The following is a 25685-nucleotide window of genomic DNA, read 5'->3' as shown; positions in this document are numbered from 1 at the left end:
GGTACCCTCACTCGACGATTGCGATGGCAAAGCCGTCATAGCCCTTGGCGCCAACGGTCTGGATGGCCGTGCCGTCCAGCCGCTTCTCGCCGCCGATGAAGGAAAACGCGGCGCGAGCGCCTTCGACATTGGCGTCGCCGCTGTTCTTTTTCAGGACCGCGCCGTCGCGGATGACGTTGTCGCAGACGATGACGGTGCCGGGGCGCGACAGCTTCATCGCCCAGTTCAGATAATTCGGGTTGTTGGGCTTGTCGGCGTCGATGAAGATCAGGTCGAACGCACCGGCATTCTCGTCCGCCAGCACGGCGAGCGATTGAAGCGCCGGACCGACTCGCAGGTCGATCTTGTCGGAAACCCCTGCCCGCTCGAAATTCGAGCGCGCGACTTTGGCATGGTGCGGGTCGAGCTCCAGCGTCACCACCTTGCCATCCGCCGGCAATCCCCTCGCCATGCAGATGGTCGAATAGCCGCCGAGCGTGCCGACCTCCAGCACCTTTTTCGCGCCGCGGATGCGCACCAGCAGCGACAGGAATTTGCCCTGCGTGGCCGAGACGTCGATCGCCGGCAGGCCCTCGTCGCGGTTGGCCTTGAGCACTGCGTCCAGCACGCGGTCCTCGCCGAAAAGAGAGGAAACGATGTAGTCGTCGACAGCCGTCCAGGTCTTGCTGCTCATAGCTCTTCCTCGTTGATGAAGCCGAAATGCAAAAAAGGGGCCCGCGCGGGCCCCTTCTCTTCGTTTCTCATATCCATGCCGCTTACTGCGCGGCGTTAACCATGTCGGTCAGCATCGGCTCGGCGACCTCGACACCGGAGGCCTTGCGGCGCTCGTCGATGATGAGCTCGTCGCGCGAGGTGGCGATGCGCCGGATCTGGCTCATCGTGCCGCCGGTGCCGGCCGGAATCAGACGGCCGACGATGACGTTTTCCTTCAGGCCCTGCAGCATGTCGGTCTTGCCGGCAACCGCCGCCTCGGTGAGCACCCTGGTCGTCTCCTGGAAGGAGGCGGCCGAGATGAAGGACGGCGTCTGCAGCGAGGCCTTGGTGATGCCGAGCAGCACCGGCTGACCTTCGGCCGGCTTCTTGCCGTCCTCGATCAGGCGCTCGTTGACCTCTTCCAGCTCGATCACGTCGACATGGTCGCCCGGGATGTAGGTCGAGTCGCCCTGCGCGGTGATCTCGACCTTCTGCAGCATCTGGCGAACGATCACCTCGATGTGCTTGTCGTTGATCGACACGCCCTGCAGACGGTAGACCTCCTGGATCTCGTTGACGAGGTAAGAGGCCAGCGCCTCCACGCCCTTGATCGCCAGGATGTCGTGCGGCGCCGGGTTGCCGTCGAGGATGTAGTCGCCCTTCTCGATGACGTCGCCGTCCTGGAGATGGAACGGCTTGCCCTTCGGGATCAGGTACTCCACCGGCTCCAGCGTCGAGTCATGCGGCTCGATGATGATGCGGCGCTTGTTCTTGTAGTCGCGGCCGAAGCGGACCGTGCCATCGATCTCGGCGATGATGGCGTGATCCTTCGGACGGCGAGCCTCGAACAGTTCCGCAACACGCGGCAGACCACCGGTGATGTCCTTTGTCTTGGCGCTTTCCATCGGGATACGCGCAAGCACGTCGCCAGGCTTCACATGCGCGCCAGGCTCGACCGAGAGGATGGCCTCGACGGAGAGCAGGAAGCGCGCATCACCGCCCTTCGACAGCTTGCCGACCTTGCCCTTGGCGTCCTGGATGACGATCGCGGGCTTCAGGTCGCTGCCGCGCGGCGTCGAACGCCAGTCGATGACCTCACGCTTGGTGATGCCGGTCGACTCGTCGGCCGTTTCCTGGACGGAGATGCCGTCAACCAGGTCCTCGAACGCCACGCGACCCTCGATTTCGGTCAGGATCGGGCGGGTGTAGGGATCCCACTCGGCGATACGCTGGCCGCGCTTCACCTTGTCGCCGTCGTCCACGAAGATACGCGAACCATAGGCGACGCGATGCGTGGCGCGCTCCTTGCCGGTCTCATCGAGGATGAGAACCGCCATGTTGCGGCCCATGACCATCTGCTGGCCTTCCGAGTTGCGCACCACGTTGCGGTTGCGGATCTGGACCTTGCCCTCATAGGAGGCTTCAAGGAACGAAGAATCCACCACCTGCGCCGTGCCACCCATATGGAAGGTACGCATGGTGAGCTGGGTGCCCGGCTCGCCGATCGACTGCGCCGCGATGACGCCGACGGCCTCGCCCTGGTTGACGGGGGTACCGCGGGCCAGGTCGCGTCCGTAGCAGACGGCGCACACGCCGGTCCTGACCTCGCAGGTCAGCGCCGAACGGATGCGGACCGACTGCACGCCGGCCTTTTCGATCTGCTCCACATCGCGCTCGTCCATCAGCTTGCCGGCCTTGACCAGCACCTCGCCGGTCACCGGATGGTTGATGTCGTCGAGCGCGGTGCGGCCCAGCACGCGCTGGCCGACCGAGGCGACGATCTGGCCGGCATCGACGATCGGCTGCATGGTGAGGCCCTTGTCGGTGCCGCAATCCAGCGAGTTGACGATGCAGTCCTGCGCCACGTCGACGAGGCGGCGGGTAAGGTAACCCGAGTTCGCCGTCTTCAAGGCGGTGTCGGCCAGACCCTTGCGGGCGCCGTGGGTCGAGTTGAAGTACTCGAGCACGGTGAGGCCTTCCTTGAAGTTCGAGATGATGGGCGTCTCGATGATTTCACCCGAGGGCTTGGCCATCAGGCCGCGCATGCCGGCGAGCTGACGCATCTGGGTGGGCGAACCACGCGCACCCGAATGCGACATCATGTAGATCGAGTTCATCGGCTTCTGACGGCCGTTTTCCTCGAATTCCACCGCCTTGATGCGCGCCATCATCTCGTCGGCGACCTTTTCCGAGCACTTGGCCCAGGCGTCGACGACCTTGTTGTATTTCTCGCCCTGCGTGATCAGGCCGTCATTGTACTGCTGCTCATATTCCTTGGCCAAAGCCTCAGTGTCGGAAACAAGCTTCAGCTTGGTGTCCGGAATGACCATGTCGTCCTTGCCGAACGAAATGCCGGCACGGCAGGCATGGGCAAAGCCGAGCGCCATGATGCGGTCGCAGAAGATAACCGTCTCCTTCTGACCGCAGTGGCGGTAGACGGTGTCGATCATCTTGGAGATGTTCTTCTTGGTCATCTCCTGGTTGGCGATGTCATACGGAACGTTGACGTTCTTCGGCAGAAGCTCACCGATGATCATGCGGCCAGGCGTGGTGTCGTAGATCTTCGACACGACGTTGCCTTCGGCGTCGACGGTGCGGAAGCGGCCCTTGATCTTGGCGTGCAGCGTCACGGCCTTGGTCTCCAGCGCATGCTGGAGCTCGCCCATGTCGGCAAACACCATGCCTTCGCCCGGCTCGTTCTGGTTGACGATCGAGAGATAGTAGAGACCGAGAACCATGTCCTGCGACGGCACGATGATCGGCGCGCCCGAGGCCGGGTGCAGGATGTTGTTGGTCGACATCATCAGCACGCGGGCTTCGAGCTGCGCTTCCAAGGACAGCGGCACGTGGACCGCCATCTGGTCGCCGTCGAAGTCGGCGTTGAAGGCAGTGCAGACCAGCGGATGCAGCTGGATCGCCTTGCCTTCGATCAGGGTCGGCTCGAACGCCTGGATGCCGAGGCGATGCAGCGTCGGCGCGCGGTTCAACAGCACCGGATGCTCGCGGATGACCTCGTCGAGGATATCCCAAACCTCCGGACGCTCCTTCTCGACCAGCTTCTTCGCCTGCTTGACGGTCGAGGAGAAACCCTTGGCGTCGAGACGGGCGTAGATGAAGGGCTTGAAGAGCTCGAGCGCCATCTTCTTCGGCAGGCCGCACTGATGCAGCTTCAGCTCCGGACCGGTCACGATGACCGAGCGGCCGGAATAGTCCACGCGCTTGCCGAGCAGGTTCTGGCGGAACCGGCCCTGCTTGCCCTTGAGCATGTCGGACAGCGACTTCAGCGGGCGCTTGTTGGCGCCGGTGATGACGCGGCCGCGCCGGCCGTTGTCGAACAGCGCGTCGACGGCTTCCTGCAGCATGCGCTTCTCGTTGCGCACGATGATGCCGGGCGCGCGCAGCTCGATCAGCCGCTTCAGGCGGTTGTTGCGGTTGATGACGCGGCGATAGAGATCGTTAAGGTCGGAGGTGGCGAAACGGCCGCCGTCCAGCGGGACGAGCGGGCGCAGGTCCGGCGGGATCACCGGCACCACCTTCATGATCATCCATTCCGGACGGTTGCCGGATTCCATGAAGTTTTCGACGACCTTGAGCCGCTTCAGGTACTTCTTCTGCTTGAGCTCGGACGTGGTCGAAGCCAGCTCCGTACGCAGGTCGCCGGCGATCTTCTCCAGGTCCATGCCGGCAAGCAGGTCATGGATGGCTTCGGCGCCGATCATGGCGGTGAAGCTATCCTCGCCATACTCGTCGACGGCAAGCATGTACTCCTCCTCGCTGAGGAGCTGGTTCTCCTTCAGCGCGGTGAGGCCCGGCTCGGTGACGATGTAGTTCTCGAAGTAGAGCACGCGCTCGATGTCCTTGAGGGTCATGTCGAGCAGCGTGCCGATGCGCGAAGGCAGCGATTTCAGGAACCAGATATGGGCGACGGGCGCGGCGAGCTCGATATGGCCCATGCGCTCGCGGCGAACGCGCGACAGCGTGACTTCGACGCCGCACTTTTCGCAGATGACACCCTTATACTTCATGCGCTTGTACTTGCCGCACAGGCACTCATAATCCTTGATCGGGCCAAAAATGCGCGCGCAGAACAGGCCGTCACGCTCCGGCTTGAAGGTGCGGTAGTTGATGGTCTCCGGCTTCTTGATCTCGCCGAACGACCAGGACAGAATCTTCTCTGGGCTGGCAAGCGAGATCCGGATGGAATCGAACACCTGCGCAGGCGCCTGCGGGTTGAAGAGATTCATGACCTCTTGGTTCATGCCGTTCTCCTTTTCGGGGTCCTCGATAACCCCTTCAATCGATCGCGGACGATTTGTCCGCAGACTGGCCGGTCAAACCGACCGCAGATTTCGTAGTTGAGCATGACCTTGTCCGAAAACCGGCGGTCCACTTTTCGGGGTCATGCTCGGGGCGCGCCGCAATCTTCAAAGAGCGGCGCGCCATGGCCTTTACTCGGCAGCATCTGGCAGACGCGTCGGGACCTCTTCGAGCTGGGTGTTCTCCAGCTCGACATTGAGACCGAGCGAACGCATTTCCTTGACGAGAACGTTGAAGCTCTCCGGAATGCCCGCCTCGAAGGTGTCGTCGCCGCGCACGATCGCTTCGTACACCTTGGTGCGGCCGGCGACGTCGTCCGACTTCACCGTCAGCATTTCCTGCAGCGTGTAGGCGGCGCCGTATGCCTCGAGCGCCCAAACCTCCATTTCGCCGAAGCGCTGGCCGCCGAACTGCGCCTTGCCGCCCAGCGGCTGCTGGGTGACCAGCGAGTACGGACCGATCGAACGCGCGTGGATCTTGTCGTCCACCAGGTGGTGCAACTTGAGCATGTAGATATAGCCCATCGTCACCTTGCGATCGAACGGCTCGCCGGTGCGGCCGTCATAGAGCTGCGACTGACCGCTGGTATGCAGGCCAGCCTGCTCCAGCATGGTGTTGATGTCGGCCTCGTTGCGCGCCGTCGAACACCGGGGTTGCGATAGAGACGCCGCGGCGCATCTGCTCGCTCAGGCGAACGATGCTCTCGTCGTCATAGTCGCGGATCGGTTCGTTGCGGTCGTTGGCCGGCATGAAGCTTTCCAGCGTCTTGCGCAGCGGCTTGATGTCGCCGCCCGCCTTATACGCGTCGATCAGCTCGCCGATCTTCCTGCCCATGCCTGCGCAAGCCCAGCCCAGATGCGTTTCCAGGATCTGGCCGACATTCATGCGGCTCGGCACGCCCAGCGGGTTGAGCACGATATCGGCATGCGTGCCGTCCTCGAGGAAAGGCATGTCCTCGACCGGAACGATGCGCGACACGACACCCTTGTTGCCGTGACGGCCGGCCATCTTGTCGCCCGGCTGCATCTTGCGCTTCACCGCCACGAAGACCTTGACCATCTTCATGACACCCGGAGGCATTTCGTCGCCGCGCTGCACCTTCTCGACCTTGTCCATGAAGCGCTGCTCGAGCGCCTTCTTGGACTCGTCGTACTGGCCGCGCAGAGCCTCGAGCTCGCCCTGGAGCTTCTCGTTCTCGACGGCGAATTGCCACCACTGCGAACGCGGATACTCGTCCAGCGTGTCCTTCGAGAGCTTCGAGCCCTTCTTGAAGCCCTTCGGTCCGGCGATCGCCTCCTTGCCGGTCAGCATGTCGGAAAGACGCGCATAGACGTTGCGATCGAGGATCGCCTGTTCGTCGTCGCGGTCCTTGGCCAGACGCTCGATCTCCTCGCGCTCGATCGCCATCGCGCGCTCGTCCTTCTCCACGCCGTGGCGGTTGAAGACGCGCACTTCGACGACCGTGCCGAAGGTGCCCGGAGGCATGCGCATGGAAGTGTCGCGGACGTCCGAGGCCTTCTCGCCGAAGATGGCGCGCAGAAGCTTCTCTTCCGGCGTCATCGGGCTTTCGCCCTTCGGGGTGATCTTGCCGACCAGGATGTCGCCCGGCTGCACCTCGGCACCGATATAGACGATGCCGGCCTCGTCGAGGTTCTTCAACGCCTCTTCCGAAACGTTCGGAATGTCGCGCGTGATTTCCTCCGGCCCGAGCTTGGTGTCGCGCGCCATGACCTCAAACTCCTCGATGTGGATCGAGGTGAAGACGTCGTCGGCCACAATGCGCTCGGAGAGCAGGATCGAGTCCTCGTAGTTGTAGCCGTTCCACGGCATGAACGCGACCAGCACGTTGCGGCCGAGCGCCAGATCGCCGAGCTCGGTCGACGGACCGTCGGCAATGATGTCGCCCTTGTTGACCCGGTCGCCCATGCGCACCAGCGGACGCTGGTTGATGCAGGTGTTCTGGTTCGAACGCTGGAACTTCATCAGCCGGTAGATGTCGACGCCCGACTTGCCAGGATCGAGATCCTCCGTGGCGCGGATGACGATACGGGTGGCGTCCACCTGGTCGACCACGCCGCCACGGCGGGCGCCGATGGCCGCGCCCGAGTCACGGGCGACGATCGGCTCCATGCCGGTGCCGACGAATGGCGCCTCGGCACGCACCAGCGGCACGGCCTGACGCTGCATGTTCGACCCCATCAGCGCGCGGTTGGCGTCGTCGTTCTCGAGGAACGGGATGAGCGCTGCCGCGACCGACACCATCTGCTTCGGCGAGACGTCCATCAGGTCGACGTTCTCGCGCGGCGCCATCATCACTTCACCGGCGTTGCGGCAAATGACGAACTCGTCGACGAAGCTGCCGTTCTTGTCGAGCTCGGCGTTGGCCTGCGCGACATAGTGCTTGGCCTCTTCCATCGCCGACAGGTAGACGACCTCGTTGGTCAGCTTGCCATTCACGATCTTGCGGTACGGGCTTTCGATGAAGCCGTACTTGTTGACGCGCGCGAAGGTGGCCAGAGAGTTGATCAGGCCGATATTCGGGCCTTCCGGCGTCTCGATCGGGCAGATGCGGCCGTAATGCGTCGGATGCACGTCGCGCACCTCGAAGCCGGCGCGCTCGCGGGTCAGGCCGCCCGGTCCAAGCGCCGACAGGCGGCGCTTGTGGGTGATTTCCGACAGCGGGTTGGTCTGGTCCATGAACTGCGACAGCTGCGAGGAACCGAAGAACTCGCGAACGGCGGCGGCGGCCGGCTTGGCGTTGATCAGGTCCTGCGGCATGACCGTGTCGATCTCGATCGAGGACATGCGTTCCTTGATCGCGCGCTCCATGCGCAGCAGGCCGACGCGGTACTGGTTCTCCATGAGCTCGCCGACCGAACGCACGCGGCGGTTGCCGAGATTGTCGATGTCGTCGATCTCGCCCTTGCCGTCGCGCAATTCCACCAGCGTCTTGACCACGGCCAGGATGTCTTCCTTGCGCAGCACGCGCACGGTGTCCTCGGCCTTGAGCTCGAGGCGCATGTTCATCTTGACGCGGCCGACGGCCGACAGGTCATAGCGCTCGCTGTCGAAGAACAGCGAGTTGAACATGGCTTCGGCGGTCTCGAGCGTCGGCGGCTCGCCCGGGCGCATGACGCGGTAGATGTCGAACAGCGCGTCCTGGCGGCTCTCGTTCTTGTCGACGGCCAAGGTGTTGCGGATGTAGGCGCCGACATTGACGTGGTCGATGTCCAGGATCTGGATCTCTTCCTCGCCGGTGCCGAGCAGCACCTTCAGCGTCTTGTCGTCGATCTCGTCGCCGGCCTCGAGGAAGATCTCGCCGGTGGCGTAGTTGACGATGTCCTCGGCGAGATAGTTGCCAAGCAGGTCCTCGTCGGTCGCCTTGATGGCCTTGAGACCCTTCTCGCCAAGCTGGCGGGCCTGGCGGGCGGTGATCTTCTTGCCGGCCTCGACAACGACCTCACCGGTATCGGCATCGACCAGATCGCCGACGGCCTTGAGGCCGCGGAACCGCTCGACATTGAACGGAATGCGCCAATGGTCGCCGGAGCGCTTGTAGGTGATCTTGTTGTAGAAGGTCGACAGGATCTCTTCGCCGTCCATGCCGAGCGCCATCAAGAGCGACGTCACCGGGATCTTGCGGCGGCGGTCGATGCGGGCGTGCACGACGTCCTTGGAATCGAACTCGATGTCGAGCCACGAGCCGCGATAGGGAATGACGCGCGCGGCAAACAGAAGCTTGCCCGACGAGTGCGACTTGCCCTTGTCATGGTCGAAGAAGACGCCCGGCGAGCGGTGCATCTGCGAAACGATAACGCGCTCGGTGCCGTTGACGATGAAGGTGCCGTTCGACGTCATGAGCGGCATGTCGCCCATATAGACGTCCTGCTCCTTGATGTCCTTGATCGACTTCGCGCCGGTATCCTCGTCGATATCGAACACGATGAGGCGCAGCGTCACCTTCAGCGGCGCGGCATAGGTCAGGTCGCGCTGACGGCACTCGTCAACGTCGAATTTCGGTGCCTCGAACTCATACTTCACGAACTCCAGCATGGAGGAGCCGGAAAAGTCGGAGATCGGGAAGACCGACTTGAAAACGGCCTGCAGTCCTTCGTCCGGACGGCCGCCCTTCGGCTCGTCCACCATCAGGAACTGGTCATAGGATGCCTTCTGAACCTCGATGAGGTTCGGCATCTCCGCAACTTCCGGGATCTTTCCGAAGAACTTGCGTACGCGTCTGCGGCCATTGAAAGTCTGGGTCTGGGCCATCGTCGCTCCTTAGCTCTAAACTCGGGACGAACCTCGCCGCGGCTCGCCTTGCACCAATGGGCGGCCTCGGCGGCTGCCCCTATCTGTTTTCCGGCGGCCTTCTCCAATCGCTTGGCGGCTGCCGGCTAAAACGGGAGAAAACCCGTTTCCGGAAGGCCGCTTTTCGGCCCTCAGGAAAGAGGTTTTCAAACGCCTCGCGCAACAAAGCCCTCCCTCAAGTTAAGGGAGGGGGCGGACGGCGCGAGACCGTCCGCCCTCGCCTGACCGGCTTACTTCAGCTCGACCTTGGCGCCAGCTGCTTCCAGCTGAGCCTTGAACTTGTCGGCGTCGGCCTTGGAAACGCCTTCCTTGACCGGCTTCGGAGCCGCTTCGACCAGGTCCTTGGCTTCCTTGAGGCCAAGGCCGGTGATGGCGCGGACTTCCTTGATGACGTTGATCTTCTGGGCGCCGGCGTCGGCGAGAACGACGTCGAATTCCGTCTTCTCTTCAGCCGGAGCAGCGGCAGCGGCAGCACCACCGCCAGCGGCGGCAACAGCCACCGGAGCAGCGGCCGAAACGCCCCACTTCTCTTCCAGGAGCTTCGACAGCTCGGCCGCCTCGAGGACGGTCAGTTTCGAAAGGTCGTCTACGATCTTCGCGAGATCAGCCATTTTGATATTCCTTTGGTTGGTTCGAACGTGTGTTGTTGACAGCGAGGAACGGCCTCATGCCGCCTCGTCCTTCCGGGCGTAAGCGCCGATGACGCGCGCGACCGAAGCCGCGGGCGCATTGACGATCTGGGCGATCCGGGTAGCCGGCGTGGCGATCATGCCAACCAGCTTGGCGCGCAGCTCGTCGAGCGACGGCATCGTGGCGAGCGCCTTGACACCATCGGCGTTGAGCGAGGTCGAGCCCATCGCGCCGCCGAGAATGATCAGCTTGTCATTCCCCTTGGCGAAATCGGACGTGACCTTCGGCGCCGCAACCGGATCCTCCGAATAAGCGACCAGCGTCTGTCCCTTGAACAGATCGACGATCGATGCGGAGTCCGTGCCCTGAAGAGCGATCTTGGCGAGACGGTTCTTCGCGACTTTGACGGTGCCGCCAGCGGCGCGCATCTTCGACCGGAGGTCGTTCATTTGCGCCACGGTGATACCGGCGTAGTGGGCCACGACGACTGAACCCGCGCTCGAGAACGCTTCGTTCAGGCCCGTGACGAGTTCGCGCTTTTCCGCTCTGTCCACTGCCTATCTCCAGTTGACCCCTGCCTCAACAATGGGAGCATTCCCATTTCGAGGTCAGAAGTCGGGTTGCCTTTTGCCGGCCGGGCCATCCAAATCCTGGATCTCCCGAACGGCGCTCGAGGATCCTGCCCCCTTTTCGCCCACCGACGGCGAGCCGGCGGTGTGCTGACAAAAGGCAAACACGGTTCGAACCTTTCATTGGAGCTTTTCGCTCCTTTGTCGGGTCTTCACCCGTCTCATGCAGGCCCAATCGAATTAAGGCTTTTGGGCCGCCTGCAATCTCGGACAGGATATCCGGAAACCTTTCGGCTTCCGGGGTACCGGGCCGCCGACGGATCGGCGGTCCGGAATTCTTGTTACGATCAGCTCAAGGCCGACCGGACGACACTTACGACGCGGCGAGCGTCGCGATGTCGAGCTTGAGGCCGGGGCCCATCGTCGAGGTGACCGACACCTTCTTGACGTAGTTGCCCTTGGCGCCCGCGGGCTTTGCCTTGTTCACCGCATCGGCGAAGGCGCGGACGTTTTCTTCCAGCGCCTTGACGTCGAACGAGACCTTGCCGACGCCGGCCTGGACGATGCCGGCCTTCTCGACGCGGAACTCGACGGCGCCGCCCTTCGAAGCCTTGACGGCGGCGGCGACATCGGTGGCCACGGTGCCGACCTTCGGGTTCGGCATCATGCCGCGCGGGCCGAGCACCTTACCCAGACGGCCGACCAGCGGCATCATGTCCGGGGTGGCGATGCAGCGATCGAAATCGATCGTGCCCTTCTGGACGATGTCGACCAGGTCCTCGGCGCCAACCACATCGGCGCCGGCGGCCTTGGCTTCCTCGGCCTTGTCGCCACGGGCAAACACCGCGACGCGTACCGAGCGGCCGGTGCCGTTCGGCAGGTTGACCACGCCGCGGACCATCTGGTCGGCATGGCGCGGATCGACGCCCAGATTCATCGAGATCTCGACGGTCTCGTCGAACTTCACCGTGGACCGGTCCTTGAGCAGCTGCAGCGCCTCGTTGAGGGCGTAAGCCTTGTTCGGATCGATGCCTTCGCGGCTCTTGGCAACACGCTTTGCAATCTTTGCCATGATCTTAGCCCACCACTTCCAGGCCCATCGAGCGGGCGGAGCCCTCGACCATGCGCATGGCCGCCTCGACGTCGTTTGCGTTCAGGTCCTTCATCTTCTGCTCGGCGATCGCGCGCACCTTGTCGCGGCTGATCGTGCCGACCTTGGACTTGCCCGGCTCCTTGGAGCCCGACTTCAGGTTGGCGGCCTTCTTCAGGAAGTAGCTCACCGGCGGCGTCTTCATGACGAAGGTGAACGACTTGTCCTGGTAGTAGGTGATGACGACCGGGATCGGCGACCCCTTCTCCATCTCCTGGGTCTGCGCGTTGAACGCCTTGCAGAACTCCATGATGTTAATGCCGCGCTGACCAAGCGCCGGGCCGATCGGGGGCGACGGCGTGGCCGAGCCCGCGGCAACCTGGAGCTTGAGCTGGCCTGCAACTTTCTTAGCCATCTCTATTCCTGCCTTTTCTTATGCCGACCCCATCATCCGGGGAACGCCGGCGGTTGCAGTCTGGTGGTGCGGCTCCGACGGCCGGCTATGCCGCCATCGCCTCCCACCCGTTCACGCGGCGCTTCAAGCACCGCCCCGACGCCTTTCGGCGCGGATATGCGGATCAGCCCTTTTCGACCTGTCCGAATTCCAGATCGACCGGCACGGCGCGCCCGAAGATCGAAACTTCCACCTTGAGGCGGGCACGCTCCTCGTCCACTTCCTGCACAACGCCGTTGAAAGACGCGAAAGGACCGTCCGAAACGCGGATCGCCTCGCCGATCTCGAAAGTGACCGACGGCTTCGGCCGCTCGACGCCTTCCTGGACCTGGTTAAGGATGCGCTGCGCCTCGGTCTCGGTGATCGGCACCGGCTTGGAGTCGCCCAGGAAGCCGGTGACCTTCGGCGTGTTCTTGACCAGCGAGAAAACAGCGTCGGTCAGATTGGCCTTCAGAAGCACATAGCCCGGGAAGAACTTGCGCTCGGCATCGACCTTGCGGCCGCGGCGAATCTCGACGACCTTCTCGGTCGGCACCACGATCTGCTCGATCTCGCCGGACAAGCCCTTCTGCTTGGCCTTGTTTTCGATATCCTCGGCGACCTTCTTCTCGAAGTTCGAATAGGCGTGGACGATATACCACCGCGCAGTCATTTCACGACCTCTCCGTAAACCGCCGAATTAATGCCCGAGACCCAGGATCCACTCGATCGCATAGCCCATCAGAATATCGGCAGCGAAGAAGAACAGCATCGCGATCACCGCGAACACCAGGACCATCACGGTCGAGATCATGGTTTCGCGCCGCGAAGGCCATGTCACCTTGGCCGTCTCCGCACGAACCTGCTGGAGAAAGGTGAAGGGATTAGTGGTTTTCGAAGCCATGTGCCGCCTGTGTTCAAGACCCGTTGGCCGGGCCTCCTGGATGATCCCGCTGGCCGGGACGTGCCGCTTGGGCTCTAAGCGACGCGAATCAGCGCCGCTATTTCACCCACGCAAATCAGACGCGTAAAGCCGGCTTCCCAGCTCCACGCGTCGCGTGTCTGTCTTGTCTACATAAAACCGATTCTTAATCCACGCAAGTGGTAAGGGTCCGCTTTATGTCCTAGCGCCGCCTCGAAACCATCCAGTCGTCCCGTCCCGGCTATGCGGGGCTTATGCCCCAATTTCCGCCATATGGCAAGCCGTCCGTCGGTTTTCAACGCCGGAGGCATCGATCGGCCATTTTTGAGAAGATGGCACGGGCAGCAGGGCTCGAACCTACGACCTGCGGTTTTGGAGACCGCCGCTCTACCAACTGAGCTATGCCCGTGCATGCGCTTGTTCGGCGCAGGCGCTTCCTAAAAGCTTCCGCGCGCTCTGTAAAGAGCACTGCAATGCCGTTTTGGAGCCTTTGTAAGAAATCTGAATTGCGGACCTGGCGGCAACCGATCGCGGCCGCGCAGGAGTCTGGGATTTCCCGGCCGGCGGCATGTAGGGTCCGCCCGGCACGCCCCAGCCCCAGGCCGGCATCGGCTCAGTTTGGGGATCGCAGGTCTCGCCGAGATTGGAATTCATCTTCGCCAGCCGCGATCCCCACTCGACATAGCCCATGAAGGCGGAGCGGAATTCGGGGTCGTCCGGCAGGCCGACCTCGTCCGCCGCATCGGCAAGAAGATTGATCCAGCGGCGGCGCTGTTCCTCGGTCAGGTGCTTGCCAAGGTGATGCATCACCATTTCGCGATGGCCGCCATGCTCCTCGCTATAGGTCTTCGGCCCGCCAAAGACTTCGCCGATGAAGGCGGCGACATGCGCCGGGTGATCCGGCGACATATGTCTGAACACCGGCCCGACGACCGGATCCGCAGCCACATTGTCGTAAAAGGTCCGGGTCAGCCGGTTCAGCGCCTCGCTGCCGCCGGCCCATTCGTATAAAGTCGGGACGTCCTCGCTCATCGCCGCTCCTCCACTGTGCACACCGCAAAGGCAAGATAGCGGCAGCGCCCTGCCCGGCTCAACCTGGCTCCATGGCCAGTACAAGGCATCAGAGCTTCGCCGGCGCTTTCGCCTCGGCGTCGGCGGCCGGAAGAACTCGGCAATTATCCGGCCTGGGCGTGGATCTGCAGATGGTGGCGCCGGTCAGCGCGTCCACCGATTGCGGCTCGGTCGTCAGTCCGAATGTCTTCAATTCGTCCCGGCTGAGTTCCCTGTGCTTTGCATATTCGGCCGACTGCATGGCGACGAAAAAGCCTGAACCGATCGCCATCTCGTCAAGATAGGTCCTGACTTTGTCTTCCATGGCCATGGAATGCACGAGGAAATGCGCATTGGCGCCGACCAAACGCCGGACGCCGCCGGCGATCATCACCGCGCAAGCCGCGTCGCATTCGGCGCCTGCATCGATGGTGAGGCCGGTATGGAGACCATCGGGTGCGACGCACCCCACCGCGCCCGGATCGCAATCGAGAAAATCCGTTCGCGCGATCGCGACATCCAACCCGCGCTCGCGGATCAGCCGGCCTGCGGCAAGCGCAGCCTGCACATCTCCACCGGGAGAGTCGACGATGATGGGCAACCGGCGCTCCCGGATCGTATCGAGCAGCTGGCGCAGCTTGTCGGCGGTGCCCGCCGCGATCGTGCCTTCCGCCGAAATCCATTCCGGACAATCAGGATTGCAAAGCGGATTGCTGCCGCGAACAAGAGCGAAGCGCATCTCCTGTTCGTGGCCCTGCGGCGCCGGCGCGGGAACCGGCGCAATGGTCGAAAGTCCGGTTTCAACGGCTGCGACCGCCACCGGCTTGCCGTTCGCCGGTATCTCGCGGCAATTCGCCGGCGCCGGCTGATGCTGACAGATGGTGCCCTCGATCAGCAAATCGAGCGAATCGAGACTGGTGACGAGCTTCATCTCCAGCATGTCCTCGGGTTCGATCTGCCTGATATCGCTCGCGGGCGTCGCCTTCATCACGCCGAGCACGCCCTGTTCGACACCCATCTCCTTCAGATAGGCCGACAGCCGCTTCTCGACCGCCTTGCTCATCTCATAGGTCTTGTAGCTGCCGGCATTCTTGCGGCTGACGACCCTGGTGCTGATGATCTTTTTCTTGCCGTTCACGATCCGATAGGTCGTGCGGTAGAGCAGCTTCTCGCGCTGGTAGGTGGTGGTGATCTGATGGACGCCGAGATAGGCCCATTCGCCGACCACGCGGCGGATGCCGCCGGCAAACATCAGCGGACAGGCCGAATTGCACATGGCACCCCTGTCGTAAGCGACGCCGGAATAGGGCTGGCCCTTGGCGTCATCGTCCCGGCAGTTCTTCATCCCCGGCGAGCAGCCGGAAAATTCGGTAATGCCGACCGCGATATCGAGCTTGTTCTTGCGAACCATGCGGCCAAGCTGCAGCGCGGCATCGACATTGCCGCCGGGTGAATTGACGACGATCGGCAATTGCCGCCCGTCGAGCGTCTTCAGCAGGCGTCTCAGCAGCGCCGGCGTGCCGGCCTCGATCGTGCCTGCGGCGGAAATCCATTCTGGGCAGTTAGGCTCGCAGCCCGGCGCGCTGCTGCGCACGACGACGAAGCGCATCGCCGGACCGTAGTCCGGCGGCGCTTCCTTCGCGGCGGCGCTGAGGGCGGCCAGCGTCATGGCAGCGGCCAACCCGTGTCGGACCAATCCGCGCCAGCGCCGTATCATCTTTGAACGGAATGCGGAAACCACGTCTGGCAGGCCCAAGGATCCAGCCATACTAGTGACAGCGACGGTGCTTGCAATAGGATTGAACAGTGCGGCCCAATACTGCTTCCCCAATACCGCTTCCAAAGCAAAAGGGCGATCCGAAGACCGCCCTTTCCCTGTCGAGCCGGCAAGTGCCGGATCGATTATTCCTTGATGGTGACGACGATGCCGGCACCGACGGTGCGGCCGCCTTCACGGATGGCGAAGCGCAGCTTCTCTTCCATCGCGATCGGCACGATCAGCTCGACGTCGACGGTGATGTTGTCGCCGGGCATCACCATCTCGGTGCCGGCCGGCAGCGTCACGATGCCCGTCACGTCGGTCGTGCGGAAGTAGAACTGCGGACGGTAGTTGGTGAAGAACGGGGTGTGACGGCCGCCCTCGTCCTTGGTCAGGATATAGGCCTCGGCCACGAACTTCTTGTGCGGCTTCACCGAACCCGGCTTGGCCAGAACCTGGCCGCGCTCGACGCCCTCACGGTCGATGCCGCGCAGGAGCGCGCCGATGTTGTCGCCGGCCTGACCCTGGTCGAGCAGCTTGCGGAACATCTCAACGCCCGTGCAGGTCGTCTTGGCGGTCGGACGGATGCCGACGATCTCCAGTTCCTCGCCGACCTTGACCACGCCGCGCTCGACGCGGCCGGTCACCACCGTGCCGCGGCCCGAGATCGAGAACACGTCCTCGATCGGCATCAGGAACGGCTTGTCCAGCGGACGAACCGGCGTCGGGATGTAGGCGTCGACCTGAGCCATCAGCTCGCGGATGGCGTCCTCGCCGATGGTCTTGTTGGAATCTTCCAACGCTGCCAGCGCCGAGCCCTTGACGATCGGAATGTCGTCGCCGGGGAACTCGTTCTTCGACAGAAGCTCGCGAACCTCGAGCTCGACCAGCTCGAGCAGCTCGGCGTCGTCGACCTGGTCGACCTTGTTCAGGAACACCACGATCGAAGGCACGCCGACCTGGCGGGCCAAGAGGATGTGCTCGCGGGTCTGCGGCATCGGGCCGTCGGCGGCCGACACAACCAGGATCGCGCCGTCCATCTGCGCGGCACCGGTGATCATGTTCTTCACATAGTCGGCGTGGCCGGGGCAGTCGACATGGGCATAGTGACGATTGGCCGTCTCATACTCGACATGCGCCGTCGAGATGGTGATGCCGCGCGCCTTCTCTTCCGGGGCCGCGTCGATCTGATCATAGCGCTTGTATTCGCCAAAATACTTCGTGATCGCCGCCGTCAGCGACGTCTTGCCATGATCGACGTGACCGATCGTGCCAATGTTCACATGCGGCTTGGTGCGCTCGAATTTACCTTTTGCCATAGTCTCTTTCCTTGGACGGCCTTGACCTTCAGTTCAGTCGAATGCGGGGCGATTAGCGACAACGGCCGAAAAACACAAGTGCCTTGTGGCTGAGCGGATTCCCGCTCGACCCGAACCAATGGTCGAATTCAGGGGGATGTGGCACGGATATAGGGGTGCCGTGTGTAAAATCAAAGGCTACGGACTGGCCCATTGCCGCCGCGATGCCGCTCTGATTTTGTCGGCGGATGCAGTTCATTCCATCCAATATCCGCGGTCCGCTGTTCATGGTCGTCTCGACGGGATCCTACCTCGTCAACGACACGATGATGAAGCTCGCGACCGCCGGGCTGCCGCCCTATGAAGTGCTCTTGCTGCGGGGTGCCGCCGCGACCCTGTGGGGCGTGCCGCTGCTTCTGATGCTGGGCTATGCCAGGCAGATCCCGCTGCTCTTCGAACGCAAGGTGCTGCGCCGCAACCTGTTCGAGCTCTTGGCGATCCTCTGCTACGTCGTCGCCCTTGCGAACATGCAGATCGCGGATTCCACGGCGCTCGGGCAGATCACGCCGCTCATCGTGCTGGTCGGCTCCTCGATACTGTTCGGCGAAAAGATCGGCGCCACGCGCATGGCGCTGATCGGCATTGGCTTTGTCGGGGCTCTCATGGTGGCGCAGCCGACCATGCAGGGAATTTCGGTCTATGCGCTGCTGGCGCTCGGCAACGCCGCCTTCGCGGCGGTGCGCGATATAGCCGGCCGCAAGGTGGGCGCCGAGGTGCCGGGCATGATCGTCGCCATCTCAGCTGTCTTGGTGGTGCTGGCCGGCTCCGGCGCGGCGCATCTGGCGACAGAGCAATGGGTGATGCCGGAGGGACGCCATCTTCTGCTGATCGCCGGAGCGGGCCTGTTTCTGATCTTCGGCCATTTCTTCATCTTCATGGCCTACCGGGTCGGACCGACAAGCGCGGTCGCGCCGTTCTATTACTGCTTCACCGTCTGGGCGGTCATTTCGGGCTTGCTGGTGTTCGGACAGTTTCCCAACGCGCTCGCCGTCTGCGGCATCCTCCTGGTCATGGCCAGCGGCCTGGCGATCGTCTCACTCGACGAAAGAAGGCGCCGACTGGCGATGGTCGCCTGACGACATGAATTCAAAGCAGGCCGACCCGTTCGGGTCGGCCTTCACAGCCGATCAATGCGGCGACCGTGCCCTTACAGCGTGCGCTTGCCGGAAAACTGGTGATAGGCCCAAAGCACGACGACCGAGCCGATGACGGCAACGATCAGGCTCCAGATGTTGAGACCGGTGACCCCCGCCGAGCCAAAGGCGCTGAAGATCAGTCCGCCGACGATGGCGCCGACAATGCCGAGCACGATATCCATGATCATGCCCTGGCCGGTCTTGTTGACGATCTTGCTGCCGATGAAGCCGGCGATAAGGCCGAGAATGATCCAGCTGATGATGCCCATAATTCCCTCCAAAATCCCCCCGCCGCGCCAATCATGTTCATATGATTGTCAAAAGCTCAAGTCAGCTTGAAATTCCGCTCGTTTGCGCCATTCTGGAACCGGGCGGACTTGGCTGGATAAGGAGATCCGTTATGGGCCTTTTTGACAATGCCGTTCCGGGCGGCAACATCACCAAACCTCTGATGATCGCCCTCGGCGCGCTGCTGGTCGGCAAGATGCTGAGCGGCAGAAGCGAAGAGGCAGCCGCGCCGCAAGCGCCGGCGCCGACGTCTGCGGGTACCGACGCGTCCGCCGATGGCGGCCTGCTCGGCGGCCTCAGCGGCCTGCTCGACAAGCTGAGGGATGCCGGACACGGCAACGTCGCCGATTCCTGGGTCGGCACGGGCCAGAACCAGCCGATCAACCCGGGTGATCTCGGCTCGGCGCTCGGACCGGCGGTGATCCGCGAGATCGCGCAGCGCACGGGCATGAACGAACAGGAACTGCTGCAGCAACTCTCCACGGCGCTGCCCGGTATCGTCGACAAGCTGACGCCGAACGGCCAGATCCCGCAGCACCATCAGGTCGCTTCGGCCTTCAACAGCTAACAGCCAAACGGCTGAATAGACTGGAAACGCTGCGCGCCACGGTGCGCGGCGTTTTCTTTGGAGCGAGGAGGAGATCTGGAGCGGGTAGCGGGAATCGAACCCGCATATTCAGCTTGGAAGGCTGCTGCTCTACCACTGAGCTATACCCGCGCCTTGCACTGAGGTACCGGATTCACCCGAAAAGCGCCATGCACTTTTCGGTCCGAGACTTTTCGTTTCAGGGCTTCCGGGCCGGCAGTGGTGGAGAGGGTTGGATTCGAACCAACGTAGGCTAAGCCAACGGATTTACAGTCCGTCCCCTTTAACCACTCGGGCACCTCTCCAGTCTGCCGCCGGAGCCATGCAACGAGGCATTCGCGCCGATCCGGAGCCCGAGTAAGATCTTCTCCGAAATCAGCGATGCGCCTTATGGCGGCAAGGCCGGTGGGTGTCAACCGGCGCGGCGAGGGTTTTTCGAGGATGTTCGGCATTCATTGCCGCAGGCCATATCCTTGAGTGAACGGGACCGCTATAGAGGCCGGCATGAGCGACGAGAAAAGCAACAAGCCTGGTACGCGCAAGGACACCCATTATGCCAAGCTGAGGCGGGCGCATCGCGACCAAAAGGCGGGCGGCGCGCCGGCATTCCGGCCGCGGCAGCCGGTGCCGCCGGGCGAAGCGCCAAGCGATGGACTGGTGCGGCTTTACGGCCTGCACACGGTGCGGGCCGCGCTCGACAATCCGCGCCGCAAGATCAGGAAGATGCTGGTGACGCGCAATGCCGCGGAGCGGCTTTCGATCGGCGAGCTTGCCGCCCTGCCCTTCAAGGCCGAGCTGGTCGAGCCAAAGGATATCGACAGGGTCACCGGATCGGATGCGGTGCACCAGGGCGTGCTGATCGAGGCCGAGCCGCTCAAGCCGAAGCGTCTCGATGCGCTCGGCGACACAAAGCTGGTGCTGGTGCTCGATCAGGTGACGGACCCGCACAATATCGGCGCGATCCTGCGCTCCGCGGTCGCCTTCGGCGCCGGCGCGCTTATCACCACGGCCCGCCACAGCCCCCAGGAATCCGGCGTTCTGGCCAAATCCGCGTCCGGCGCGTTGGAGCATATCGACCAGATCGAGGTGAAGAACCTCGCCGATGCGCTGGGACAATTGCTCGAGGCCGGCTTCCAGACGATCGGGCTCGATTCGGAAGGACCGGCCGAGCTTGAAAAGACCTTCGACGGCGAGAAGATCGCGCTGGTGCTGGGCGCCGAAGGCAAGGGCCTGCGCCAGAAGACGCGCGAGACGGTGGCCGCGCTCGCCCGCCTCGACATGCCCGGCGCCATCCGCTCGCTCAACGTGTCGAATGCGGCGGCGGTCAGCCTATATGCGGCGAGAAAATTCCTAGCGAATAGCGAATAGGAGGAACACCGTGCTGACCTGCAATCCCTATTCGCTACTCACTATTCGCTATTCGCTTCTCTAAGCCACTTCGTGGCCGGCCATCCGCTCCAGGGCCCTCACCAGCGCGGAGTGATCCTCCTTGGCGCCGCCGTTGGCTGCGCAGGAATTGAAGAGCTGCTGGGTCGTCGAGGTGTTGGGCAGCGACACGCCCAGCGCCTTCGCGCCTTCCAGCGCCAGGTTGAGGTCCTTCTGGTGCAGTTCGATGCGGAAGCCCGGCGCGAAGGTGCGTTTGATCATGCGCTCGCCATGCACTTCGAGGATGCGCGAGGCGGCGAGCCCGCCCATCAGTGCCTGTCTGACCTTGGCCGGATCGGCGCCGGCCTTCGCGGCGAAGACCAGCGCTTCACCGACCGCCTCGATGGTCAACGCCACGACGATCTGGTTGGCGACCTTGGTGGTCTGGCCGACGCCGTTCGGGCCGACCAGGGTGATGTTCTTGCCCATCTTCTCAAAGACCGGTCGGGCGCGCTCGAATGCCTTTTCCCCGCCGCCGACCATGATGGTGAGCGAGGCCGCCTTGGCGCCGACCTCGCCGCCCGACACCGGCGCATCGAGATAGTCGCAGCCGAGGCCGTCGATCTTGTTGGCGAATTCCTTGGTGGCGATCGGCGAGATCGAGCTCATGTCGATGACGAGCTTGCCCTTGGTGAGACCGGAGGCGACGCCGTTTTCGCCGAAGAGAACCTCCGCGACCTGGGGCGTGTCGGGCACCATGGTGATGATGATGTCGGCGGCCTTGGCGACGGCGTCGTGGCCCGAGACAGTCTTCAGGCCCTTGACGACGAGCTCGGCTGGCGGCTTGGAGCGATGGTCGCTGGCGACGACCTTATAGCCGGCGTCGAGCAGATGTCCTGCCATCGGCGCGCCCATGATGCCGAGGCCTATGAAACCGATGGTTTCCATTTTGCAGTCTCCTGAACGTCTTGTTCTAACCTGTCACAGGTCGGCGCTGCCCCTCATCCGGCTGCCGCCACCTTCTCCCCGTAAGGGACGGGGAGAAGGGACAAGCTCCAGCGCCGGCGTCCCCCTCTCCCCGTTCTTCACGGGGAGAGGGTAAGGGTGAGGGGCAGCGCCGACGCTGGTTGGAACCGCTCTTAAGCCGCCGCGCTCCCCTGCCCGGCGAATTCGCTGAACCAGCCGAGCCCGGCTTCGGTGCCGGCCTTCGGCTTGTATTCGGCGCCGACCCAGCCGGAATAGCCGAGGCGGTCGATGTGGTCGTAGAGGAAAGGATAGTTGATCTCGCCCGTCCCCGGCTCGTGACGGCCGGGATTGTCCGCAAGCTGGATATGCGCGATGCGGGGAAGGTTCGCTTCGATGGTACGGGCGAGATCCCCCTCCATGATCTGCATGTGATAGATGTCATATTGCAGGAACAGGTTCTTCGAGCCGATGCGGTCGATCAGTGCCAGGGCCTGGTCGGAGTAATTCAAGAAGAAGCCCGGAATGTCGCGGGTGTTGATCGGTTCGATCAGCAGCTTGATGCCCGCCTGCTCCAGCTTCTCCGCCGCAAAGGCCAGGTTTTCGGCAAAGACGTTTTCCAACACGGCCCGGTCGGCGCCCTGCGGCGCGATACCGGCCAGGCAGTTGATCTGCTCGCAGCCCAGCGCATGGGCGTAGGTGATCGCCTTGGCGACGCCCTGGCGGAACTCCGGCACGCGATCGGGCAGCACGGCAATGCCGCGCTCGCCCTTCGCCCACTCACCGGCCGGCAGGTTGAAGAGAACCTGGCTGAGGCCATTCTTGTTGAGACGCGCGGCGACGACCTCGGGCGCATAGTCATAAGGGCCGATATATTCGACGCCCTTGAAGCCCATGCGGGCCGCGGCGTCGAAGCGATCGAGGAAATCATGCTCGCCGAAGAGCATCGAGAGATTGGCTGAAAAACGCAGCATTCTTTTTCTCCTTCTTTCCCTGCCTGCCCAGGCTCGCCTAGTCCAACATCATGATGGCGGTCGGCGCATCCTCGTTGCGTTCCGCAAGCTCTTCGAATTCGGTGATCTTGTCGATTTCCGTGCCCATGGAAATGTTGGTGACGCGCTCGAGGATGAATTCCAGCACCACCGGCACCTGGTGCTCCTTCATCAGCCGCTGCGCCTCCTTGAAGGCGCCGGCGAACTCTTCCGGCTTCCTCACCCTTACCGCCTTGCAGCCCATCGCCTCGGCAACCGCCACATGGTCGACGCCGTAGCCGGCCTCGGGGTCGTCCTTCCGGTTGACGTTCTCGAAGGCGAGGCTCACCTCGTAATCCATCGAAAAACCGCGCTGCGCCTGGCGGATGAGGCCGAGATAGGCGTTGTTCACGACGACGTGGATGTAGGGCAGCTTGTGCTGCGCGCCGACCGCCAGCTCCTCGATCATGAACTGGAAGTCATAATCGCCGGAGAGCGCGACGATATCCCGGTCCGGATCGGCGGCGCGAACGCCGAGGGCCGCCGGCAGCGTCCAGCCGAGCGGGCCGGCCTGGCCGCAATTGATCCAGTTGCGCGGCTTATAGACATGCAGGAATTGCGCGCCGGCGATCTGCGACAGGCCGATCGTGGTGACATAGGTGGTGTCGCGCGCAAAAGCCTTGTTCATCTCCTCATAGACGCGCTGCGGCTTCAGCGGCACCTGCTCGAAATGCGTCTTGCGCTTCATGGTCTTCTTGCGCTGCTGGCATTCCTTGGCCCAGCCCGACCAGTCGCGCAGCTTGCCTGCCGTGCGCCACTCGGTGGCGACGTCGAGCAGCATCTTCAGCGCCGCGCCCGCATCCGAGACGAGGCCGAGATCCGGCGCGAAGACGCGGCCGATCTGGGTGGGCTCGATGTCGACATGGATGAATTTCTTGCCCTTGGTGTAGACGTCGACGGAACCGGTGTGACGGTTGGCCCAGCGGTTGCCGATGCCGAAGACGAAGTCGGCGGCAAGCATCGTCGCATTGCCGTAGCGGTGCGAGGTCTGCAGGCCGCACATGCCGGCCATCAGCCGATGGTCGTCGGGAATCGAGCCCCAGCCCATCAGCGTCGGGATGACCGGGACGCCGGTGACTTCGGCGAACTCGATCAGGAGGTCGGATGCATCGGCGTTAATGATGCCGCCGCCGGCGACGATCAGCGGCTTTTCCGCTTCGTTGAGCATCGCCAGCGCCTTCTCGGCCTGGGCGCGCGTCATCGCCGGCTTGAAGGGAACGAGCGGCTCATAGGCGTCGATGTCGAATTCGATCTCGGCAAGCTGCACGTCGAGCGGCAGGTCGACCAGCACAGGACCCGGGCGCGAGGAGCGCATCAGGTGGAATGCCTTCTGCAGCGCCATCGGCACCAGGTAAGGCTCCATGACGGTGACCGCCCATTTGGCGACGGGCGAGGCGATCGAAGCGATGTCGACGGCCTGGAAATCCTCCTTGGTGAGGCGCGAACGCGGGGCCTGACCGGTGATGCAGAGGATGGGAATGGAATCCGCTGAGGCCGAATAGAGCCCGGTGATCATGTCAGTGCCGGCCGGGCCGGACGTTCCGATGCAGAGCCCGATATTGCCGGCCTTGGCCCGGGTATAGCCTTCGGCCATGTGCGAGGCGCCCTCGACATGGCGGGCAAGCACGTGGCGGATGGTGCTGCGGGCCTTCAGCGCCGAATAGAGCGGGTTGATCGCCGCGCCCGGCACGCCGAAGGCGTTGGTAATACCTTCCTTTTCGAGAACGAGAACCGCTGCGTCGACAGCGCGCATCCTGGCCATGACAAGCCTCCATTTCGTTGGCTTGATAGTGACAGCGCGCCTTTGATTTTTCAATTTTTTCAGAATATTTTTTCATTTCTAGGGAATGGCCCTTATAGACTGATTTCACAGCACTTTTCGTTTTCCAGAAAATCCGTTGAGCGATGATTGAAAAACTTTTTCATTGCATCCAACGTCAGATCGGCGAGAATGGCGCGCATGGAAACCACGGAAAAACGCCAGCGCGGCCGGCCGCGCGCCTTCAATGGTCCGTCCGAAGCGGCGTCGGTGCAGTCGCTCGACCGGGCACTGCGGATTCTGGCGATCGTCGCCGAGGCCAGCGGCCTGTCGCTCAGCGAGATTGCAGCGCAAAGCGGCATTGCCGCCTCCACCGCCTATCGCATGCTGACGACGCTGCAAAACCACGGCATGGTCGAATTCGATACGACCGACCAGCTCTGGTCGGTCGGAGTCGAGACCTACCGCATGGGCGCGTCCTTCCTGCGTCGGCGCAAGCTGGTCGACCGCGCCCGCATCGTCATGCAGGAATTGATGGAGAAGACCGGCGAAACGGCCAATCTCGGCGTCGCCGAGGACGATTGCGTCGTCTTCGTCAGCCAGGTCGAGACGCATCAGGCAATCCGCGCCTTCTTCCGGCCGGGCACGCGCAGCCCCTTTCATGCGTCGGGCATCGGCAAGGCGGTGCTGGCGCATCTCGAGCCGGAGCGGGTCGCCGCGATCCTGCGCAAGGCGGGCCTGCAGCGCTACACCGACAAGACGCTCTCCGACATTTCGGCGCTCGCCCATGATCTCGCGACCATCAAGCATCGCGGCTGGTCGGTCGACGACGAGGAACGCCACCCCGGCATGCGCTGCGTGGCGGCCGCCATCTTCAACGAGTATGGCGAGCCGATCGGCGGCGTTTCGGTATCCGGCCCGACGGTGCGGGTCACGCCCGAGCGCCTGGCCGAGATCGGTCCGCTGGTTCGCGACGCCGCGGTCGAGGTGACGCAGATGATCGGCGGCGGGAAAGCGTATTAGGACGCGCCCGGCAAGGCGCTCTTTGCCGATATCTCGAAGAAATCGAGCAGGATAGCCAGGCCTACACCGCAGGCCGCCAAGATGAGGCCGGCAATGAATATGCGACTGGCGCGGTCATGGATGCTTCGCTGCAGGGATTTGATGTCGAGCAGAATGGCAAGCGCCCGCATCTGCAGCACAATACCGACCAAGATCGGCAGGACGGCAACCAGATGGTAGGTCTGCCATGGGATCGGGTTGGCCGCCCAATGAGTGATGAAGCCTAGCGAAAACGCAAGCAGGATGCCGACAATGGTGATGGTGCCGTTGCGGAAAACCGGTTCGCCCCGTTCTTCCTTGGGATCCTGCTCGTCCAAGCTACCCTCCCCTCGATTGGCGTCAAAGCCAGACTAAACGCTTGCGAAA

At 63.1% G+C, this 25685-nt stretch carries 19 protein-coding genes, 3 tRNA genes and 2 pseudogenes; 4 read left to right on the top strand and 20 right to left on the bottom strand.

What is annotated here, in order from left to right; all coding sequences use genetic code 11:
• Positions 1-7: 7 nt before the first annotated feature.
• The 13 genes and pseudogenes from ACVMIM_RS20405 to tuf all read right to left on the bottom strand — a co-directional run bounded on the left by ACVMIM_RS20405 (position 8) and on the right by tuf (position 17090).
• Positions 8-673, bottom strand: a complete 666-nt coding sequence (locus ACVMIM_RS20405; RefSeq protein ID WP_476114178.1) for an O-methyltransferase — start codon at positions 671-673, stop codon at positions 8-10.
• A gap of 82 nt (positions 674-755) precedes the next feature.
• Entirely contained in the window at positions 756-4952 is a 4197-nt protein-coding gene (rpoC, locus tag ACVMIM_RS20400) for a DNA-directed RNA polymerase subunit beta' (protein ID WP_278052505.1), read from the bottom strand.
• 189 nt (positions 4953-5141) lie between these two features.
• Positions 5142-9279: pseudogene (gene rpoB, locus ACVMIM_RS20395) on the bottom strand (DNA-directed RNA polymerase subunit beta).
• Positions 9280-9548: 269 nt separating this feature from the next.
• Positions 9549-9929 (bottom strand): 50S ribosomal protein L7/L12, encoded by a 381-nt coding sequence (rplL, locus tag ACVMIM_RS20390; protein WP_066989581.1) that lies wholly within the window; start codon positions 9927-9929, stop codon positions 9549-9551.
• A 54-nt stretch (positions 9930-9983) separates the two neighbouring features.
• On the bottom strand, positions 9984-10502 hold the full coding sequence (gene rplJ / locus ACVMIM_RS20385) for a 50S ribosomal protein L10 (RefSeq protein WP_041003118.1): 519 nt from the start codon (positions 10500-10502) through the stop codon (positions 9984-9986).
• Between the two features lie 388 nt (positions 10503-10890).
• Positions 10891-11589, bottom strand: coding sequence for a 50S ribosomal protein L1 (rplA, locus tag ACVMIM_RS20380; RefSeq protein ID WP_476114176.1), 699 nt, complete (start codon positions 11587-11589; stop codon positions 10891-10893).
• Positions 11590-11593: 4 nt separating this feature from the next.
• Complete coding sequence (gene rplK / locus ACVMIM_RS20375; RefSeq protein ID WP_041003120.1) at positions 11594-12022, bottom strand: 50S ribosomal protein L11; 429 nt, start codon at positions 12020-12022, stop codon at positions 11594-11596.
• A 163-nt stretch (positions 12023-12185) separates the two neighbouring features.
• Positions 12186-12713, bottom strand: a complete 528-nt coding sequence (gene nusG, locus ACVMIM_RS20370; RefSeq protein ID WP_041003121.1) for a transcription termination/antitermination protein NusG — start codon at positions 12711-12713, stop codon at positions 12186-12188.
• Between the two features lie 27 nt (positions 12714-12740).
• Positions 12741-12944 carry a preprotein translocase subunit SecE gene (gene secE / locus ACVMIM_RS20365; protein WP_027170383.1) on the bottom strand — a complete coding sequence of 68 codons (204 nt, stop codon included), beginning with the start codon at positions 12942-12944 and terminating at the stop codon, positions 12741-12743.
• 351 nt (positions 12945-13295) lie between these two features.
• Positions 13296-13371, bottom strand: a tRNA-Trp gene (locus tag ACVMIM_RS20360).
• 143 nt (positions 13372-13514) lie between these two features.
• A pseudogene (locus ACVMIM_RS20355) lies at positions 13515-13994 on the bottom strand (group II truncated hemoglobin); the annotation flags it as partial.
• A gap of 88 nt (positions 13995-14082) precedes the next feature.
• A complete protein-coding gene (locus tag ACVMIM_RS20350; protein ID WP_476114173.1) occupies positions 14083-15681 on the bottom strand; it encodes a COG3904 family protein in 1599 nt (532 codons plus the stop codon).
• Positions 15682-15914: 233 nt separating this feature from the next.
• Positions 15915-17090, bottom strand: a complete 1176-nt coding sequence (gene tuf, locus ACVMIM_RS20345) for an elongation factor Tu (protein ID WP_040983039.1) — start codon at positions 17088-17090, stop codon at positions 15915-15917.
• A 227-nt stretch (positions 17091-17317) separates the two neighbouring features.
• On the opposite strand from tuf, the gene ACVMIM_RS20340 reads away from it, so the two are divergent.
• Positions 17318-18205, top strand: coding sequence for a DMT family transporter (locus tag ACVMIM_RS20340; protein WP_476114172.1), 888 nt, complete (start codon positions 17318-17320; stop codon positions 18203-18205).
• Between the two features lie 71 nt (positions 18206-18276).
• On the opposite strand, the gene ACVMIM_RS20335 is transcribed toward ACVMIM_RS20340, so the two are convergent.
• A complete protein-coding gene (locus ACVMIM_RS20335; protein ID WP_040999817.1) occupies positions 18277-18534 on the bottom strand; it encodes a GlsB/YeaQ/YmgE family stress response membrane protein in 258 nt (85 codons plus the stop codon).
• A 131-nt stretch (positions 18535-18665) separates the two neighbouring features.
• Here ACVMIM_RS20335 and ACVMIM_RS20330 point away from each other — a divergent pair, with 131 nt between their 5' ends.
• Positions 18666-19121: a YidB family protein gene (locus tag ACVMIM_RS20330; protein WP_476114171.1), complete on the top strand. Its 456-nt coding sequence runs from the start codon at positions 18666-18668 to the stop codon at positions 19119-19121.
• 76 nt (positions 19122-19197) lie between these two features.
• Here ACVMIM_RS20330 and ACVMIM_RS20325 read toward each other — a convergent pair.
• Together ACVMIM_RS20325 and ACVMIM_RS20320 are read right to left on the bottom strand one after the other, a co-directional pair.
• Positions 19198-19271: transfer RNA gene (locus ACVMIM_RS20325), tRNA-Gly, on the bottom strand.
• 88 nt (positions 19272-19359) lie between these two features.
• Positions 19360-19444 (bottom strand) — tRNA-Tyr (locus ACVMIM_RS20320).
• Between the two features lie 199 nt (positions 19445-19643).
• Between ACVMIM_RS20320 and ACVMIM_RS20315 the strand changes: the two genes are divergently transcribed.
• Positions 19644-20507, top strand: a complete 864-nt coding sequence (locus ACVMIM_RS20315; protein WP_476114169.1) for a TrmH family RNA methyltransferase — start codon at positions 19644-19646, stop codon at positions 20505-20507.
• A 60-nt stretch (positions 20508-20567) separates the two neighbouring features.
• On the opposite strand, the gene ACVMIM_RS20310 is transcribed toward ACVMIM_RS20315, so the two are convergent.
• The 3 genes from ACVMIM_RS20310 to gcl all read right to left on the bottom strand — a co-directional run bounded on the left by ACVMIM_RS20310 (position 20568) and on the right by gcl (position 24260).
• Positions 20568-21452, bottom strand: coding sequence for a 2-hydroxy-3-oxopropionate reductase (locus tag ACVMIM_RS20310; RefSeq protein ID WP_476114168.1), 885 nt, complete (start codon positions 21450-21452; stop codon positions 20568-20570).
• Positions 21453-21643: 191 nt separating this feature from the next.
• The gene (gene hyi, locus ACVMIM_RS20305; protein ID WP_476114166.1) at positions 21644-22441 is read right to left on the bottom strand and encodes a hydroxypyruvate isomerase; all 798 of its coding nucleotides are present in this window, start codon (positions 22439-22441) and stop codon (positions 21644-21646) included.
• A gap of 37 nt (positions 22442-22478) precedes the next feature.
• Positions 22479-24260, bottom strand: a complete 1782-nt coding sequence (gene gcl, locus ACVMIM_RS20300; RefSeq protein WP_476114165.1) for a glyoxylate carboligase — start codon at positions 24258-24260, stop codon at positions 22479-22481.
• Between the two features lie 198 nt (positions 24261-24458).
• Here gcl and bhcR point away from each other — a divergent pair, with 198 nt between their 5' ends.
• A complete protein-coding gene (bhcR, locus tag ACVMIM_RS20295) occupies positions 24459-25280 on the top strand; it encodes an HTH-type transcriptional regulator BhcR (protein WP_476114164.1) in 822 nt (273 codons plus the stop codon).
• Here the strand turns inward: bhcR and ACVMIM_RS20290 are convergent.
• On the bottom strand, positions 25277-25636 hold the full coding sequence (locus ACVMIM_RS20290; RefSeq protein WP_476114163.1) for a hypothetical protein: 360 nt from the start codon (positions 25634-25636) through the stop codon (positions 25277-25279). The two genes, bhcR and ACVMIM_RS20290, sit on opposite strands and share 4 nt — an antisense overlap.
• Positions 25637-25685 lie beyond the last annotated feature (49 nt).

The sequence above is a fragment of the Mesorhizobium sp. USDA 4413 genome, from assembly GCF_056280365.1.
Note: the sequence above shows the minus strand (reverse complement) of the source record. Positions and strands in the feature narration are given on the sequence as shown.